Origin of the sequence: Veillonella rodentium, from assembly GCF_900187285.1 — a bacterium.
GTDB lineage: Bacteria > Bacillota > Negativicutes > Veillonellales > Veillonellaceae > Veillonella > Veillonella rodentium.
The window spans coordinates 533,147-552,500 of sequence record NZ_LT906470.1 but is presented as its reverse complement, the minus strand read 5'-3'; the positions used below and the strand labels follow the sequence as shown (position 1 = coordinate 552,500).

At 40.3% G+C, this 19,354-nt stretch carries 15 protein-coding genes, 2 tRNA genes and 1 rRNA gene; 6 read left to right on the top strand and 12 right to left on the bottom strand.

The genetic code is table 11. From position 1 onward, the window contains the following. Positions 1–88: 88 nt before the first annotated feature. From CKV62_RS02410 to CKV62_RS02400, 3 genes are all read right to left on the bottom strand, one after another. Positions 89–164, bottom strand: a tRNA-Ala gene (locus CKV62_RS02410). 9 nt (positions 165–173) lie between these two features. Next, positions 174–250: transfer RNA gene (locus CKV62_RS02405), tRNA-Ile, on the bottom strand. 162 nt (positions 251–412) lie between these two features. Further along, positions 413–1,976: ribosomal RNA gene (locus CKV62_RS02400) — 16S ribosomal RNA — on the bottom strand. A 718-nt stretch (positions 1,977–2,694) separates the two neighbouring features. Here CKV62_RS02400 and CKV62_RS02395 point away from each other — a divergent pair. Then, positions 2,695–3,366: an SIMPL domain-containing protein gene (locus tag CKV62_RS02395; RefSeq protein ID WP_231968356.1), complete on the top strand. Its 672-nt coding sequence runs from the start codon at positions 2,695–2,697 to the stop codon at positions 3,364–3,366. Here the strand turns inward: CKV62_RS02395 and CKV62_RS02390 are convergent, their stop codons facing one another. Further along, positions 3,367–4,092, bottom strand: coding sequence for a ubiquinone/menaquinone biosynthesis methyltransferase (locus tag CKV62_RS02390; RefSeq protein ID WP_095065426.1), 726 nt, complete (start codon positions 4,090–4,092; stop codon positions 3,367–3,369). A 261-nt stretch (positions 4,093–4,353) separates the two neighbouring features. Here CKV62_RS02390 and sstT point away from each other — a divergent pair, with 261 nt between their 5' ends. Both sstT and CKV62_RS02380 read left to right on the top strand, forming a co-directional pair. Then, positions 4,354–5,574: a serine/threonine transporter SstT gene (gene sstT, locus CKV62_RS02385; RefSeq protein ID WP_095065424.1), complete on the top strand. Its 1,221-nt coding sequence runs from the start codon at positions 4,354–4,356 to the stop codon at positions 5,572–5,574. Between the two features lie 320 nt (positions 5,575–5,894). Then, positions 5,895–7,412 (top strand): dihydrolipoyl dehydrogenase family protein, encoded by a 1,518-nt coding sequence (locus CKV62_RS02380; protein ID WP_095065422.1) that lies wholly within the window; start codon positions 5,895–5,897, stop codon positions 7,410–7,412. A gap of 143 nt (positions 7,413–7,555) precedes the next feature. On the opposite strand, the gene CKV62_RS02375 is transcribed toward CKV62_RS02380, so the two are convergent. The 8 genes from CKV62_RS02375 to CKV62_RS02340 all read right to left on the bottom strand — a co-directional run bounded on the left by CKV62_RS02375 (position 7,556) and on the right by CKV62_RS02340 (position 16,597). Beyond that, positions 7,556–8,212: a PepSY domain-containing protein gene (locus CKV62_RS02375; protein WP_095065420.1), complete on the bottom strand. Its 657-nt coding sequence runs from the start codon at positions 8,210–8,212 to the stop codon at positions 7,556–7,558. Positions 8,213–8,321: 109 nt separating this feature from the next. Then, a complete protein-coding gene (locus CKV62_RS02370) occupies positions 8,322–9,443 on the bottom strand; it encodes an AI-2E family transporter (protein ID WP_095066695.1) in 1,122 nt (373 codons plus the stop codon). 174 nt (positions 9,444–9,617) lie between these two features. Beyond that, complete coding sequence (locus tag CKV62_RS02365; protein WP_095065418.1) at positions 9,618–10,634, bottom strand: OmpA family protein; 1,017 nt, start codon at positions 10,632–10,634, stop codon at positions 9,618–9,620. A 155-nt stretch (positions 10,635–10,789) separates the two neighbouring features. Next, complete coding sequence (locus CKV62_RS02360) at positions 10,790–11,488, bottom strand: MIP family channel protein (RefSeq protein ID WP_095065416.1); 699 nt, start codon at positions 11,486–11,488, stop codon at positions 10,790–10,792. A 361-nt stretch (positions 11,489–11,849) separates the two neighbouring features. Further along, complete coding sequence (locus tag CKV62_RS02355) at positions 11,850–13,259, bottom strand: MATE family efflux transporter (RefSeq protein ID WP_095065414.1); 1,410 nt, start codon at positions 13,257–13,259, stop codon at positions 11,850–11,852. A 426-nt stretch (positions 13,260–13,685) separates the two neighbouring features. Continuing rightward, positions 13,686–14,726 carry a PIN domain-containing protein gene (locus CKV62_RS02350; protein ID WP_157728911.1) on the bottom strand — a complete coding sequence of 347 codons (1,041 nt, stop codon included), beginning with the start codon at positions 14,724–14,726 and terminating at the stop codon, positions 13,686–13,688. A 24-nt stretch (positions 14,727–14,750) separates the two neighbouring features. Next, entirely contained in the window at positions 14,751–15,575 is an 825-nt protein-coding gene (locus CKV62_RS02345) for an Eco47II family restriction endonuclease (protein WP_095065410.1), read from the bottom strand. A gap of 2 nt (positions 15,576–15,577) precedes the next feature. Further along, complete coding sequence (locus tag CKV62_RS02340) at positions 15,578–16,597, bottom strand: DNA cytosine methyltransferase (RefSeq protein WP_095065408.1); 1,020 nt, start codon at positions 16,595–16,597, stop codon at positions 15,578–15,580. A gap of 627 nt (positions 16,598–17,224) precedes the next feature. On the opposite strand from CKV62_RS02340, the gene CKV62_RS02335 reads away from it, so the two are divergent. The 3 genes from CKV62_RS02335 (at position 17,225) to CKV62_RS02325 (ending at position 19,347) form a co-directional block, all read left to right on the top strand. Then, positions 17,225–17,797: a hypothetical protein gene (locus CKV62_RS02335; protein ID WP_095065406.1), complete on the top strand. Its 573-nt coding sequence runs from the start codon at positions 17,225–17,227 to the stop codon at positions 17,795–17,797. A gap of 64 nt (positions 17,798–17,861) precedes the next feature. Then, a complete protein-coding gene (locus CKV62_RS02330; protein WP_095065404.1) occupies positions 17,862–18,449 on the top strand; it encodes a JAB domain-containing protein in 588 nt (195 codons plus the stop codon). A gap of 13 nt (positions 18,450–18,462) precedes the next feature. After that, positions 18,463–19,347: a hypothetical protein gene (locus tag CKV62_RS02325; RefSeq protein ID WP_095065402.1), complete on the top strand. Its 885-nt coding sequence runs from the start codon at positions 18,463–18,465 to the stop codon at positions 19,345–19,347. Positions 19,348–19,354: the final 7 nt, after the last annotated feature.

Below are 19,354 nucleotides of genomic sequence, written 5' to 3'. Positions count from 1 at the left end.
CTCATGTGCCCGGATAGCCATCGAAATCTATTAAATTGTAACTGACTTACCATTGAGTCAGTTTAGTATTTAATAAATAAATACTAAATGGTGGAGACGAGGAGATTCGAACTCCTGACCCCCTGCTTGCAAGGCAGGTGCTCTCCCAACTGAGCTACGCCCCCATGTTTCAATGGTGGGCCTAGGTGGACTCGAACCACCGACCTCACGCTTATCAGGCGTGCGCTCTAACCAGCTGAGCTATAGGCCCATTGAATATTATAAGAAATCATTATCTTGTAGATAACAGATCTCTCAAAACCGAACAATGATAAGTAGTAAGTACAGCTAGCGCTTATGCTACGTCTACTTACCCGCCAAAGTGTCGACCTAAGTGACATCCGGGCGCTCGGCCCGGTGTATGTCTCCCTAGAAAGGAGGTGATCCAGCCGCACCTTCCGATACGGCTACCTTGTTACGACTTCACCCCAATCATCGACTTTACCTTAGACGGCTGGCTCCCGAAGGTTACCCCACCGGCTTTGGGTACTTCCGACTTTCGTGGTGTGACGGGCGGTGTGTACAAGGCCCGGGAACGTATTCACCGCAGTATGCTGACCTGCGATTACTAGCGATTCCGACTTCACGTAGGCGAGTTGCAGCCTACGATCCGAACTGAGAGAGTGTTTCTCGGGTTCGCTCCACCTCGCGGCTTCGCTTCCGTCTATTGACTCCCATTGTAGTACGTGTGTAGCCCAGGTCATAAGGGGCATGATGATTTGACGTCATCCCCGCCTTCCTCCGCATTGTCTGCGGCAGTCTCTCATGAGTTCCCACCATTACGTGCTGGCAACATAAGATAAGGGTTGCGCTCGTTGCGGGACTTAACCCAACATCTCACGACACGAGCTGACGACAACCGTGCACCACCTGTTTTCTGGCTTCCGAAGAAGAGGAACCATCTCTGGTTCTGTCCATCAATGTCAAGACCTGGTAAGGTTCTTCGCGTTGCGTCGAATTAAACCACATACTCCACCGCTTGTGCGGGCCCCCGTCAATTCCTTTGAGTTTCAACCTTGCGGTCGTACTCCCCAGGCGGGGTACTTATTGCGTTAACTCCGGCACAGAAGGGGTCGATACCTCCTACACCTAGTACCCATCGTTTACGGCCAGGACTACCGGGGTATCTAATCCCGTTCGCTCCCCTGGCTTTCGCGCCTCAGCGTCAGTGTTCGTCCAGAAAGTCGCCTTCGCCACTGGTGTTCTTCCTAATATCTACGCATTTCACCGCTACACTAGGAATTCCACTTTCCTCTCCGATACTCTAGATCAGCAGTTTCCATCCCCTCACGGGGTTAAGCCCCGAACTTTTAAGACAGACTGACTGATCCGCCTGCGCGCGCTTTACGCCCAATAATTCCGGACAACGCTTGCCACCTACGTATTACCGCGGCTGCTGGCACGTAGTTAGCCGTGGCTTTCTATTCCGGTACCGTCAATCCTTCCAACTATTCGCAAGAAGGCCTTTCGTCCCGATTAACAGAGCTTTACAACCCGAAGGCCGTCATCACTCACGCGGCGTTGCTCCGTCAGACTTTCGTCCATTGCGGAAGATTCCCCACTGCTGCCTCCCGTAGGAGTCTGGGCCGTGTCTCAGTCCCAATGTGGCCGTTCATCCTCTCAGACCGGCTACTGATCATCGCCTTGGTGGGCCGTTACCCCTCCAACTAGCTAATCAGACGCAATCCCCTCCTTCAGTGATAGCTTACATGTAGAGGCCACCTTTCATCCATCCTCGATGCCGAGGTCAGATCGTATGCGGTATTAGCAGTCGTTTCCAACTGTTGTCCCCCTCTGAAGGGCAGGTTGATTACGCGTTACTCACCCGTTCGCCACTAAGATTGATAGAAGCAAGCTTCCGTCGCTCTTCGTTCGACTTGCATGTGTTAAGCACGCCGCCAGCGTTCGTCCTGAGCCAGGATCAAACTCTCCAAGATATCTTGAAGCTATTTGAATAGCTCATTTGTTTTGTTGTCGCTACAATTAAGTAGCTTTGAATTATGGTTGGTTTTGACTGTGTCAAAACCCGCACTCTGGCATATGTTCAATCGTTTTGATTGATTACCTATCATTGTTCAGTTTTCAAAGATCTGTTACCAGTTAACCCAGATAAAACCTGGCATCAAAGCAATTCTCATTCGAGCTGCTTTGCCAACTGGCGACTTGAATATAGTAACATGTTCACATTTTTATGTCAACATATTTTATATAGCTTTTTATGTTTCCACATAAATAAAATAACGAATAAGATACTACATCTTATTCATTAAGAAACAGCCCTTCAAAAGACTGTATGCATATTATAGTACAACCATTATATATACGCAAGGTTTAAGTTCCCCGTCGGCGAAACTTCATTTTTCATTCATCTTACGCCAAAGAAACCCTTAGGCCACAAAAATCGATATGCTTTAATCATTATAAAAACGCATTTGATAATACGAAATATATTGTGTACAATGTTTTTATAGAATAAAAATTAATCTATAGTTCGAAAATACAGAAATTATAGGACAGTATGCTTATATCTATAACTGTATTTACAACAAATGTGTTAATGTATCCTGTTACGTATAATTGTGTAAGGAGATTATTATGAAACGATCTAAAAACGTATTTACCAAAGCCATCGCTATAGCTGCAGTATGTGCAACAATGGCAACTTCAGTCTTTGCAGCACCACAAGGAACATTTGATACTACAGAAATTCAGGTAACCGGTCACGCTTCTCGATCCGTTGCGCCGACCTATGCGATTTTAACATTGGGTATCAGCAGTGAAAACGCCAATATCAACACCGCAAAAGCCAATAACGACCGCATCATGAGCGACCTCATCAGCAAACTCGCAAACTTAGGCATCGACAAGAAAGATGTGTATACCTCCAACATATCAATAAACCCTGCCAGCGACTATCAGGATGGTAAGCGCATAAACACCGGATATAGCGTATCCAATCGTGTCACCGTTAAGATTAACAACCTCAATAATGTAGGAAAAGCTGTTGATGCCGCAGTCAGCGTCGGCGCTAACGATATTAACAACTTATCATTCCAAAGCGAAACCTCTCAAGAGTTATCAGATTCACTCACCACCGAAGCTGTTAAAAACGGTCACCATAAAGCTGAGGTTATCGCCGCTGCTCTAGGACGCACATTAGGACCTGTCAAATCACTTTCTATCAGCAGAAATGAAACTAGCACTATCGACAATACTTATTATCGTAGTGCTAAAGTAATGGAAGCCGCACTTAGTACATCCACACCTGTGGAAAACGGCTCTTTAGTTATATCTCAGGATGCTAATATCATTTACTACTTACAATAGTTAACGAGGCACCACGCCTTCATGAACTGCTACGATGCCACCTGTCAACTCATGATAGGTGGCATTTTCATATCCTAACGACTTCCAAATTTCCAAAATTTCACGTTGATGAGGATAACGACGTAACGACTCCGGCAGCCAAGAATAAGACGAATTATCCTTACTCAACTTTCCTATAACAGGTAATATATAGGAAAAATATAAATTGTATAATTGCTTAAATCCCATCATACTCGGCTTTGCCAGTTCTAATACGACAACCTTCCCTCCCGGCTTTACAACGCGTTGCATTTCTGAAAGTACCTGTTTTATATCAGGCACATTTCTCATGGCAAAACCGCTCATAGCCGCATCAAAAGTATTATCTGCATAAGGTAATGCCATCGCATCACCCTGTACTAAATTAACTTGGTCCGATAAACCGGCCGCTTCAATTCGTGCATGCCCCTCCTTCAACATATCATGATTAAAGTCCAATGCCTCTACCATAACAGTCGGTTCCTGTCGTAATACTTCCTTTGTAAATACGCAGGTACCGCAAGCTACATCAAGCACATGTTGATATGGCCCCACATTCATTTCTTTTACGGCGAATTTTCTCCAAAAATAATCCTGTCCGAAGCTGAGTACCGTATTCATCAAGTCATAATGCTTGGCTATATTAGAGAACACGCCTTGCACAAATTCTTCTTTATCATCATAGGTTTTAAATTCTTTAGTATTCATTACTTTCACTTTCACAGATTAAAATATTTTGATATGTTGCATATGGCATAGTATACCATATCACCGACGACACTAAAAGCATCTCCACTGCACTCTATATCAATCGACTATCTCCTACAATGCCAGTTGTCTATTGCCTACAATTCTTGTTCGTTGTATAATGACATATGTCCCTTGTAAAAGGATTTATGATTTTGTAATTTATAAATTGTGGAGATCCACATCTACTAATTAAGTATTAATTAAGTATTGGAGTGTAACATGAATCGATTTATGACATCAATAAATAAAGTCAGCCTCATTCAACAAATTATTATCGGTCTGATTATAGGTATTGTGACGGCGCTTTATATTCCCGACATCGCAAAAGAATTATCACTGTTGGGTATCTTATTCGTAGGTGCTTTAAAAGGTATTGCACCGATTCTCGTATTTTTCTTGGTTATTACCGCCATCAGCAAACATCGATCCGGACAAAAAACGGGGATGGGCTCCGTCATCACTCTATACTTGTTAGGTACCTTCCTATCCGCCGCGTTAGCGGTTATCGTAAGCTGGTTTTTCCCAACCACATTACATCTCGCAACAGGGGCTACCGATGCGGCACCACCGCAAGGCATTTCGGAAGTAATGATTACATTATTAAAAAATATCGTAGATAATCCTGTGCACGCTTTGATGACCGGTAACTATATCGGTATTCTCGGTTGGGCACTCATGATTGGCGGAGCATTACGACATGCTCCAATGGGTACAAAAGAAAACATAGAATCCTTTTCCCAGGCAATTACAACCGTTGTAGGTTGGATTATCCGATTCGCCCCACTCGGAATTATGGGCCTCGTAGCCGACTCCATTGCTACAAATGGTATTGAAGCTTTACTAGGATATTTACAACTACTTGTTCTCTTACTAGGTTCTATGTTCTTTGTAGCACTTGTAATCAATCCATTGCTCGTATTCATCTTTATTCGTCGCAATCCATATCCTCTGGTATTCAAATGCTTACGCGAATCTGCAATTTACGCCTTCTTCACACGCAGTTCCGCCGCAAACATTCCGGTGAACTTGGATTTAGCTAAACGATTACACTTAAATCCGGATATGTATTCCGTATCCATTCCGTTAGGTGCCACAATCAACATGGGGGGCGCAGCCATCACCATCACGATTATGACGTTAGCTGCAGCTCACACATTAGGGATTCAAGTGGATATTCCGACTGCAATTCTCCTTTCTGTCATCGCCACTATCGGTGCTTGCGGAGCCTCCGGTGTAGCAGGCGGCTCCTTACTGCTCATCCCATTGGCGTGCTCCCTATTCGGTATTTCCAATGATATCGCCATGCAGGTTGTAGGTGTAGGTTTTATTATCGGAGTATTGCAGGACTCTACGGAAACAGCACTGAACTCTAGTACGGACATTCTCTTTACCGCTACGGCAGACTATGCAAAACGCGGCTATAACGAAGACTGGCAATAATTTTTGACGCCCTCAGAAACGAAACTATAAAAGTTAAATTAACTTTTGAATTCGGTTTACAGGGCGTCTTTTATTGTATAAGAACAACAATATATTACTTTCACTCGCATCGCAACACATAACCCCTCAAAAGCTATATATCTGTGGAATCTATTTAAACTATATGTCTGAGAAGTCTATTCAACCGATGTATTACACAGTCGATATTACAAATATATATTAAAAATAAAATCAGTCCTCTATATTGATTTTCTTCAATGTACTGATATAATAGAATTAACAATAATAACTCTCAATGATCAAATCAGAAAGGAATCGACATGAAACAATACGATATTATTGTAGTCGGCACAGGCGGTGCTAACATCGTAGTAGATGCAGCGCAAAAAAAGGGCCTTAAGATTGCACAAATAGAAAAAGGTAAATTCGGCGGCACCTGCTTAAACCGCGGCTGTATTCCTACAAAGGTAATGGTAACGGCAGCCAATGCCGTACAAGAGGTCGAGGAATTTAAAAAGATCGGTATCAATGTCAGCGAGGCAACAATGGACTGGAATACCATTTCAAAACGCGTATGGCATGTAATCGATGAAAACAAAGATATTTTTAAATATTACGATGCCTTTGACAATGTTGACGTTTATCGCGGCGCAGCCAGCTTTGTATCCGACAAGGTAATGAAAGTTCACCTCAATGACGGCGGCGAATCCGAAGAAATTACAGCCCCTATCATCATTCTAGGCACAGGCGGTCATAGCAACATTCCAAATGTACCGGGCCTTCAAGAGGCAGGTTTCTTATCCAGTGAAAGCCTCTTCGGTGATAAATATCCGGAAAAACCATATAAATCCTTAGCTGTATTAGGTGCCGGCCCAATCGGTGCAGAATTCTCACATGTATTCGCTTCCGCCGGTACAGATGTAACAATCATTCAACATAATGTACGTCTCGTACCGAAGGAAGATGAAGAAGTATCGGCTCATCTACTCGAAAATTACAGAGCTCGCGGTATCAATGTAGTCTTGAACCAGGATACCGTAGAGATACGCCAGGAAAATGGCCTCAAGGTCGTTGTAACAAAAGATCGTACAACGGGGGAAATCACGGAGACGAAAGTAGAAGAAATCTTAGTTGCCGCCGGCATTCGCCCTACCGTACAGGAATTACATCTTGAAAATACGGGCATCACAACTTGGAAGAACGGCTGGATTAAAACAAATGAGTTCTTGGAAACCTCCGTCGACGGTATCTATGCGTTAGGTGATGTGAACGGCGAACCCGCATTCCGTCACCGCGCCAATTACGAGGCGGATATCATTGCACACAATCTCTTCTATGCCACAAGCGAAAAGGATTATCGCTGGGCCCGTTACGACACACTGCCAAAGGTCACGTTTTCGTATCCTGAGATTGGCAGCGTAGGCCTTACCGAGGCGGAAGCAATCAAGGCCGGCTATAATGTAGGTGTCGGTAAAAACTACTACTCCGCTACGGCTAAAGGCTATGCAATGGGCATCAATCCGGGCGATGTAAATGACGGGTTTGTAAAAATCGTCGTTGATAAGGATACCAATTATATCCTCGGCATGCACGTTGTAGGCCCGCAAGCCTCTATCCTCTTCCAACCATATGTAAACCTTATGAACAGCGGTGTTACACCTTTAACCGCAATTAATGAGGATATCGCATCGGAACAAACTAAGCGACTACGTGCTCAAGGTTTAACGCGCAATATGGATCCACGATCGGTCATTACCGTCGGCGAAACCATGAGTCCTCACCCTTCTCTAATTGAAGTTATCATGTGGACTCAGGTATATTACGAACATCGCTGGTAATACAAAACCTGCTCATAAGGTGAAACTATATCATTACATGAAGTAATAAAAAAACGGTCTGTACCGATTAATGTCGGTACAGACCGTTTTTCTTTATTTCAATACGATAAATATTTAAATACTATCACATTCGTATCCATGGATTAACGACCTAAATCGATACCGCTACCCCAGATAATGTTTGTTTTACGTCCATCAAAACCTTGATCCGGTTCCGGTGGTAATTTACTTGCCTTACCTTGACCTACATAGGCTCCGGTTTGTGCATCGACAGTAACGACAACTTTCTTACCGTCTTGGTGCATCGTTACATGATAAAGGACCTTACCTTCATGTGCCTCAATTTTCCAGCCCTTCATAACCGCATCCGCACCTAATTGTTGCTTAGCCACAGCTTCTGCCTGAGCAGCTTCGATGACTTTATCTTTATTAAAGATTTCGCCAATCACTTTCTTAGGCTTACCGCCTTCTTCCATATCGGATACATTGCCCGTAATTACATCAATTTTCAATTTATATTGATGATATTTGCTATAACCTACCACTTTATAGCCATAATTTAAATCATTAGAATTCAATTCTACGGAATGAATTGCCGCATTAGGGAAACGATTTTGGAAAATCGTACCGATTCTACTCATCGTCATGACCATAGATTCACCAGGTGCACGTTGTACGGATATATCAGTACTCGTTTCCGGTTTTGTCTTACGGGCCTGCGCTTCGTTCGGTGCCGCAACGGACAAGACTCCGACCGCTAAAACCCCCGTTAACACCATAGAAACTAACTTTTTATTCATTTATAAATCCTCCTAGCATATACAGGCTTTCACCATTCGTGAAAGCATCTCATATAACAGAATCACCAATTAATGATAACCATATAGCGACAGTTAACTCAAAACTGATTTACAAACCTTCGTTTGAAGCCAATCGAGCCTCCACATCGGCCATCAACAATTTATAACATGTAGCCACCAAAGGTACACCTACTAACATCCCTATAACCCCCATGAGACTGGCACCGACGATAACCGCTGCAAACACCCACAGTCCGGGCAGACCGATAGAGTTTCCCACCACCTTAGGATATATTACATTACTTTCAATTTGGTGCAATACCTCTAGGATAACAACATACAATAATGCATCCATGGGGTTGACGGTGAGCAACATAACAGCACCCATCACTCCACCTATGTAAATACCGAGGAGAGGAATCAATCCTGTGAGGCCGATAACGCACGCAATCGTTGTGGCATACTCAATATTGAACAGCCATAATGTTACGCCTACCATAACACCCAAAATCAAGGCATCGATAAATTGGCCTACAAAGAAATTACTGAATGTCTTAACAGCGACATTACCTACATACGTTGTTCTCTCCACCCATACATCTGAAGCATACGCTTTTAACATGCGTTTTCCCTGTAAAATCAGACGTTCCTTATCAAGCAGCATATATACTGCGAAAATAAGTCCCAGCCCGATATTCAAGGTCCAGGATAAAACGGATCCCATCGTATCAACGATGTAAGAGCCGCCCTTTGTCCCCCATTCACGTGTATACTTTACAAAGCTTTCACCATTTAACGTGTCCATAATCGTTTGATTCGATGCAAACGGAATAGCCTCTGTTATATGTTGTATCCACACCTGAAAGTCCGCATAAAGTTGTGGTGCCGCCGAAACAATAATTGACATAGAATGAATTAATTGCGGTACAGCCATGCGAGCAATGAAATATACAATGAGACTGATGGTCACAAAGGATAAAATGATACTCAACGGTCTACGAATCTTATATCGCCAGCCAAACTTGGTTTTAGGCCACAGCCAGCGTTCATAACGAACGACAAGAATGTCCAACACGAATGCCATGCAGGCCCCTAAAATAAGGGGTACAAAAGCTGACAGTACAGCATCAATAGCATTAGCGATGTCGCCTATGCGAAGCGCCACTATCACCATAATGCCGGCCAGTATAATAGCGCCGACGAGTTGTTTATAATATTTGAATTTTTCCATACGCATAACCCACTTTACTATACTCACAACGCATACCATACCACATATTAATGAACGTTATATGACCTGCCAGAACACAAAAGCCCACCTTATCGCGTATTCAATTCCCGATAGATACGAGAGCATGACGATAAGATGGACTTAAGAAATATCTATTCTAGATTCATCTAGAAATTAGCGATGAATGTATACGTCTACACGACGATTTTCAGCTTTACCGGAAGAAGTTGAATTTGTTGCAACCGGTTTAGCATCGCCATTAGCAACACCGATCAAACGATTAGCTGCTACGCCGTTATTTACTAAGAATTGAGCAACGCTTTGTACACGGCGTTCAGACAAGTTGATATTATATTGAGGGTTTGCATCAGTATCAGCATTACCCATCAATTTAATCTGGTCCTGAGAGTATTTGTTTGCAGCTTTCAATGCAGCATCCAAGTTAGGCGCTTGATCATAACGTGGAGTGGATTGATCGGAGTCAAAGTAGATGGATTGTACATAGTAATCCAATTTAGGGGTTTCATGTTTAGGAGCTTCCTGTACTACAGGAGCCGGAGTGTATGCGGGAGCTGGCGCTGGGTCCGGAGTAGCTACCTTAGAACCACCGAAACGATAGGACAAGCCAACAACAGGACCTTGGAAGGAAACATTATGATCACCATCCGCTTGAGTGTTGATATAACGATACCCTGCATTAATATCTAAATCTTCAGTCGCTTTGTAACCTAATCCGGCTTCCAAAGAAGTCGTTTTCTTAGTCCCGATACCCGCTTTACCGTAAACTTCCACCTTGGAACCCAGAGCGGCTTTGCCGATTATACCGGCTTGAGCGATATTATTTGTACCATCCGTATCATGACTATGAATCCGGGCATAACCGCCATATAGAGCCAAGTTCTTGTTCAAGGATTGAATCAGATTTACTTCATGCATGTCGGTATCAAGACTTTTTGTATTCAAACCGTGATAACCATATTGAAGTGCCGTTTTATCACTTAATGCATAAGTTAAACCGCCGTCGAAATTCCATTTATGGGAATCTTTTTCACCATAAGCTTTTGCTTCTACACTGGATGCACCAAGATCTACTTGGACTTCACCTTTGTCAAATTGAGTTTGAGGTGTTGCACCTACTACAGAAACACCTACGGCAGTAACAGCCATCAAAGCTAATAATTTTTTATTCATTATAATGACCCTCCATAATATCCCTTCAGAAACAGCCAGGGACAGCAATAAGATAATTATATTTTACACAACTTTTTTAAGTTTATCAATATATTTTATGAAATTTATATGAACTTTCCAGAAATTATCTATTCGAATCGAGTAACATGCACCAATTACTCTTCTTCAGTTACGGAAAACCACGCGCGATGAAAAACCGCCGCAATAGCACCACCGATAAGAGGCGCCACAATAAAAAGCCATACCTGAGATAAAGCTTCACCGCCGGTAAATACAGCTGGAGCTAATGCGCGAGCAGGGTTTACGGATGTTCCCGTCAATGGAATACCGATTAAATGAACCATGGTCAATGTAGCACCGATAACAAGGCCCGCAATGGAAGATGTTTTTTCACTGGATGTGACACCAAGAATAACAAGTACGAAGACAAACGTAAGAAAGGTTTCAGCTACAAATGCACCGCCCATCGATAATCCGACAGCACTTAAGTCACCATATCCGTCAGCACCGTAACTGGAAAGGGTTTCAGATGATCTAACGATAAAGCTTAATAAACCTGTGCCGGCAAAGGCCCCAAGCACTTGAGCCGCTACATAGCCGCCGAAGTCTTTCAAAGACATACGACCGGCAAGCCAAACACCGATAGACACCGCCGGATTGACATGACAACCTGAAATATGACCAATCGCATAAGCCCCTGCGACGATAGTCAAACCGAACGCCAAGGCAATAGCTACAACACCTAAGAATCCAAGTCCTAAACCGCCTGTAAAACCACCTGTTACAACGGCCGTACCGGTCCCGAAAAACACCAAAATCATTGTACCGATAAATTCAGCAATATACTTGTTCACGATTGTCCTCCTTATAAAAATTAAGCATAAATAAAACATAGTCTGCATCCGTAGATTTCTATTATAGCGACCATGTTCTATTCGATATTATAAAAAACTCTAAACCTTGTCAACAAGGTTTTACACATTCAAAGTCCCTAAATGTAATCATATAAAACAACAAGGGCCCGGTCAGTATGCACTAACCGAGCCCTTATGCTTTCTTATATACATCCCTTACATATATATGAAATTAGATCCTCCGGATCAGACAACACATTCCCCAATGTGTCATTTTTTCCACATTTGTTATTTTACATGAATCCTCTTGATTATGCAATAAACTATTCATAAAATTTTCACATTTCTTTCATGAGAAAATTTAAACAATTCGATATTGCCAGGCCCCACGAATAAAACGTATATAAGCGCAACAAAGTCTCAACGACTGATCGAAACAAAGTGATAACCACGCCCCAAAGAGCCCAAGCCCCAATGTAATGCATAATAAGTATGTAATAACAGGACGGATGATTGCAACACTGACGAGAGAATATTTCATAATATAATATGTATCTCCCGCCCCCTTTAATACACCGGAATAAACTTGCTGTAATGCTTGAGGAAAGGCCGCAACAGCCATAACGCCCATCAACGATGCCGCAAGAGTGACTACCTCGCTTTCACGAGTATAAAACTGCACCAGAATATCACCTAATCCAAGGAAAATACAGGCGCTCAACAAGCCGACACAGAAACCGATTCGCGCTCCGATTTGACCATATGCATACGCCAGATCAGGCCGTTTGTGCCCCAAACTCTGTCCCGTATGGGATGCCCCTGCAAAGCCGAGCCCCATAGCAAAATAATAGAATATATCCATCAAGTTCATACATACATAATGTGCCGCTAGCGGAACAGCCCCTAACGACGCAACAATCATCGTATACGTATACATACCGAAGCGTTCAAAAAACTGCTCCCCGAACGAACTGCCTCCGACATGAAATACCGTATGTAATACCGATCGTTCAAAGCCCCATTTCGACGGATGTCTTAATGTTAACCCGTCCGATGTATGTCGTGAAATAGTACGCAACAATAAGAGTGCAATCACCGCACTGCTGAGCATTGTGGATACGCCTGCCCCCATAACGCCCAGCTCGGGGAAAAATCCGATACCGTAAATCAGAAAGAAATTCATAATGGTATTCAGAATATTGCCGACTACATTCGACTTAAAAATAACCTTTGTATTTCCGTAGCCGATAAGTGCGGCCCCCACAATTTGACTGAAAGTCTGAAACAAGAGACTGATAACAATAAACCGCCCATACCATACAGCCGTTTCAATATAGCTGTCCTCAGCACCTGTGAAACGTAAAATAGACTCTAAATTAAAGAAGCATACGGCCAACAGCGGTATATATATAAAAAAATTAAGCAAAATCGACTGCTTTAATACCGCATTCATACCGTCAATATCACCTTCACCATAACGGCGGGCAATGATAGCCGTTACAGCTATAGATAGAGCCCGACAGAAAATGAGCATGACCATCTCGGGCTGCCCCATTATGCCCGCAGATGCCAATGCACCTGCCCCCAAGCTGCCGACCATAGCAAGATCGATAGCGGTCATGAACTGCAGCATCAATCCCTGCAAGGTAGCCGGCCATGCGATTCGTAAATATTTACCGTACAATTCCTCCGTCGTTCCCACTGCTCCGATTCGTTTTGCTGCAGGTAGAATAGAATCCACCGAAAACCAACGCTGTATGTACTCTATCATAATGACTCCCTAAAACTAAAACAAGGAACGAACAGTATAACCCTTAATATCTTTTGTATTATATCATATATTTCGGTACAAAACGGACTATACTGGTATCATTTAATCAAGAATACATATCAAAATTGCAAAACGTTTTTCAATTGGTCCGACAAAACGAAAAACACATCCACGAAATTGCATTTCCATATAGTAAAAACAACTATATCAAAAGCGGATAGTTCATCTCGAACTATCCGCTTATTTACTCTGATGATCCAGGAGGGATTCTAACCCCCGACCCACGGCTTAGAAGTGTGTAGACAACCCCAGTATCTATCTAGGTTCACCAGCATTTATATATGTTTGCAAGTATATATGCAAGCATAATTACATTATTTTTTTATACTTGCACGAAGTACCTGTTCACAAAATTTAGTGTACAAATCATTTTAAAGTACTAACAAAATCAAGAGCACCATCTTTCATCCGATTTTTAGGGACATCTACTTTTAATTGTGACCAATCGATTTCAAACTTATCTATTGATGGTGGCTGTATATTAATCTCTTCTTTACATTGTACTTTAAACGGAATGGATGTGTTAATTAAAACTGTCCCTCTAAACATTACATCTATAGGGTTACCTGAATCATCAAAGAATACAGCCTCAGCACCCGTATTAGTAAACAATACGTAAGCTAATCCTTGAATATATAATACTCCTTCACAGTTCTTTCCAACTAAAGAAGTTAAGGCAAACGAAAAGTCCAACTGAGCTACTGACTCTATCCACTGTATACATATATTATAGTCAATAGCTTCATAGATATCTCGATTTTCCAGATATGAAATAGCTTCATCTTTAAACTCTGCACTATCAAAATGCTTAGTTAATAACTCTCCTATATTTTTATCGCCTGGCTTTAACTGCCGTAAAACAGGGAGAAATTGATTAATATTATTATGAGTTATAAAATCGTGATTACTTTTACTAAAGGCTTCCCTAAGAAGCTCATCAGTACTCACAATATGAATTGGTTCGAGAATACTTTTTTTAAATTCCTTTAATAAGTGAATATTTATCGCATCTTTAAATTCATCTTTTTTAGATTTACCAAATGGCGGTTTTCCTTCTCGATAATCCTCAACTATAGATTCAATACAGTCTTTTGATAACTCGAGTTTAATATTTTGAGGATTAGCCAAAAACTCTTCCAATGGTAAATAAATTTTTTTATTTAAGTCGTTTTGAAATGATTTCCAAGGACTTTTTATATCGTATTCTTCAAGATCCTTACAAAGCCCATTATATGCATCATTTAACGCTTTGAACCTATCATTATAATGTCGTATAAATTCAGCTTCTAGTACTGAAGTTAGTATTAAGGTTACTTGATTTTCTTTAATATATCGATTTAACTCACCTAAACCACCCCGATAAAATTGAAACTTAGCACTAGTAACTATATTCGTATCTATAAACACATACATTTTCCACCTATATATTTCTTATTTACGAGTAAATCCATTATAAGACGAAAAAGCTAACATATAAAAAGCAATCGCAATCGGAAGGCTACTATCCTCATCATTAACCTCACCATATGCACTAGCAAGATTTATAATCTCATTATAAACAGTATCATTATTCTTAACTTCGGAATAATGTTCATCAACAACTTTTTTTATAACTTCTGGTAATACCATACACAGCTTGAAAAAAGCATCCTTTTCACCAGTAACTAACTCATAAAATTTATCAATACTAACTCTACGAATTAACTTATGCTTCACTTTTTGTTTATCAACAGTAGTTTGCCACATAATATTTTGTGAGGTCTGTGCAATAGCCTCGACCAAAAAGCATGCACAATTATCATCCTGCAACAATTGATTCTGCATTTTAATAAAAGTCTTACTAGATGAAGCTGAATTCATTGTATTATGCTTATTTTTAAGTTCAACAAAAATACGCTTTACTGTCCTATCACTAGTAACATCGATTAGATTTTCTGGTTCGAATATAACATCCCAACCACCTTCTTTACCATTAGCAGGCACTCGGCAATTTTTTATATATTTAAAAATATTTTGATGAAAATAACCGATATCATTATTATTAGACTTATCACGCTGTCTAAAAATTTCATTCTTAACAATTTCTTCCCAAGTAGCTTTATAAACGGTTTTATCAAAAATCATTTTAATTGGATCAATAATATTCCTGTTGAACCGCTCTAAATCAAAAGGGCACAACTTTTCACCATACTTTTCAATAGTGACTGTTACATGTTCTGTTAGTTCTTCTTCTGTGATAAAATCCAAATTCCACATAGTTACTCTCCCATTTTATCCAATGTATGTTTTATAGAGCGTGCAACCTCAAAGGCTAAATTAACAGGTACTGCATTACCAATCTGCTTATACTGTTGCCCCATTGCTCCCGAAAATTCCCATTCATCAGGAAAGCTCTGACATCGTGCACTTTCTCTAATATTAAAAGGCCTAGCCTCCAAAGGATGACAGCGTTCTGTTTGTTTTTGACTAGGAGAAGTTAAAACTGTCAAAGATGGTTCATCTAAACTCATTCTACGCAAAATGCCAGTACGCCCTCCTCCCATGTTCCAAGTAGATTTCATATACTCTTTCGCAATATTCTCTGGAATATCTCGCCAATAGCCGCCTGGTGGAACCAATTCAAATATACTTCTTTTGTAATCTGAATATTGTGCCCCTGGACTTGGTGGACAATCTAATAGGATATCCTTTAAGACAGGTTTGTACTTATGTTTTTGGGGAAATTCAAACTCTACATAAGATGCAAGATCTTTACGAATACCAATCATAATTAAACGTTCTCTTTTTTGTGGTACACCATAATCCCAAGCGTTTAGTATCTTTTCCTTTATAACATACCCTTCATTTTCAAATACATTTAAAATTGTGTCATGTGTTCTTCCTTTATCGTGTGTTAACAAGCCTCGAACATTCTCAAATAAAAACATTTTAGGCTGTAGTTTTTTTAGAAAGACCGCATAGTGATAAAAAAGCGTACCTCTAGTATCCTCTAACCCAAGACGCTTACCTGCATAAGAAAAAGCTTGACAAGGCGCACCACCACTTAATAGATCTAACTCACCTTTTGCTATCCCAAAATATGACTCTAAATCTAGCGGACTTATATTAGCAATATCATCATGAATGACATTCCAGGTAGGACGATTAAGCTTTAACGTTTCACTAGCTGATTTATCAAACTCCACTAAACCAATAGTTTTAAACCCGGCTTTCTCTATTCCTAATGCGAGCCCCCCACCGCCTGCAAACAACTCAATTACTTTATACTTATTAGACATTATTACTATTTCCTTAATGATTAATTAACGCTATTGCCAAAACAGGGCTAACCATAGGTTAGCCCTTACTTTAATCAAACTATTCTTTTTTATATTATATAATGGCCCTATTTCTACGTCAATCGATGTTGATAGTAAATGAATTACTACTAGATAAACCACACTATTATTTTATTATATACCGATATCAATACTCTAAAACTAAAGGCTACATACCCCAATAGCTGTCTTGATTGTATTAATATATAAAAAATTGCTTCAATTCTATAAATTCGGAACTTTAATAAAAAATTCATGATTTTTAAGCGAACTGAGTCCACTAAACGCCCTCATAGAATTACACAAAGATGATACATTATGATAGATTAAGACTTAGGATTCAAAGACAAGCGTATAAACTTCTATAAACTCTTACTTTGACCTTATGCATACCATTGTTTCAAAATACCCTAGACCTCAAACTTAATATTTTTAAATAATAATTACTTATATATTATGAATCCATTACATTGAAATATTTAAACTTTTCAGCTGTATAATATAATACTGATAGCATATATAGCTATTCCTTAAGGTTAACCCCTAGGTGCATTGACACCTAGGGGTATTTTTTATGGGAGGATTTGTATGATCAAATATTACCAAAACACATTCCTGTTTATTAGTAAGCAACAGTCAGCATTACAGCCATTACTGGAATCATTACAATGGGCTTTTAGACAACAGATTGAACGTTTAGATGTTCCTCTTATTCGTATGGGGATGTTAGCCAATATGCTTTCGGACAGCCGAAAACATAGCATTCTTGATTATGATCTCTATCAGCATAATCAAACAAAGGAATATATTTTACGTATTCATACAGAAAGCGAAGGCGATACACACTCTATTGATATGGAATATTGTAGAGAGTATTTGTCCCCTGATATTAAATTACATTACGTATCAGAAGAACGCTCTGAACTGACCTATATTAATACAGATACATCGCATGTATACTTACCAATTCGATTCAAGATTGAATTATACATCGATGAAACCTATGATATTAACTATTTCCTAAACCTAACTACTTTACAAAGATTTTTAGTGGCGACATTTCCTTCGCTACATATTGATATCTTCGATGGTATTAAAGCGATTCGCTCTAAAATCAATCGTCATATTAAATCGCTAAATACTAATAACGCTAAATACTAATAATTGGTGTCAAATTTCCAGTTATGAATCAAAATAATTTATTTCTATACAAGGAGAATCGATTATGAATACTACAGTTGAAGCTATGTTAACAGAAATTTTGCCAAAGGCATCCGTTCAAGAGTTAGTGGAACGTTATGGAGATCCATATGATGCATTATTTCATGCAGAAGAATCTGAGTGGTATGATGCACCAGGTATGGGGAACCGTGGCATTGCCAAGCTACGTGCCATTAAATCCATTATTAAGAATGTGCAAAACAGGCCTCGTAAAGCCCCTATTAATGTGGGACGATCTATTGATATCTATAAGGCTATGTCAGATATGCAGTATTTTGAAACAGAACACGTACGAGTGCTATACCTTAACGCCAGAAACCACTTAATAAAATCAGAGGACATTTCTATTGGTGATGTAACAACAGCCTCTCTAGATATTAAATGTATTTTCTCTTCTGCCGTTCGTCTGAAAGCCTGTGGGATTGTTATTGTCCATAATCACCCTTCTGGTGATTCCCATCCAAGTGAATTAGATATTCGTTGTACTAAACGAGTTGCTGAAGCAGGTAGACTATTTGATATTCCAGTACTAGACCACATCATCATCGGACATGGTGAATTTCATAGTATGAGTGAATGTGGACAATTATAAGGAGGATATGATTATGCCAGCCAAACGTTTTATTTGCCCTAATGGGGATGAAATTAATATGTATGAATGCTTATTGCGATGCCCACAAGGTACGAGATGTATGTTTTTACCTACATTACGAGCTGTGGCTACCTCACTAGAACGTAATTTAACCAAACCATCTGTTACTGAGTTATTAAGTGGTACTCGCGAATTATATCTCAAAAAGATTACAGAATATGCCGTAGATCCACAAAAGCAACTATACGCTTTACATGGGTCAGCTGTGCATACAATTACAGAACGCCATACTAGCGGTAACATGCTTTCAGAAGAACGCTTAAAAAATACCACCACAACAGGGAAATTTGATTTATATGGGCAAGTGTTATCTAATACGGATACTACGCTAGGTGATCTAAAAATAACAAGCTCATATAAGCTTATGAAAGCATTAGGGTATTATAAAAAAGATGTTGAAACTGGTGAAGTATATAAGACGGGAGTAAAAAAAGGCCAACCTAAAACACGAAAAGAATTATTCACAGATGGAGTACGTCATGTGTTAGATTGGGCCTTACAATTGAACTATTACAGACTACTGTTAGAGGAAGAAAACTATACGGTATCATCTATGGTTATTCAGGCCCTTTGTCGTGATACAGGGCTACGTATTGCCTCTGAACGCGGTATTACAAAGACGTTATATCTTATCCCTATCAATCCAATCAGCAATCATTGGTTAAAACGATATATGGAAGCTAAAGCAAAACGGTTACAACAAGCCATAGAAACGGGTGTAGTGCCGAAGAAATGTAGCCAACGTGAAACTTGGCATGGTAAAAAATGTGAAGGCTATTGTACTGTATCCGCTCAATGCAAAGCGATTGAAGACGCACAACAAGTTAAATCAGCATAGTAGAAAG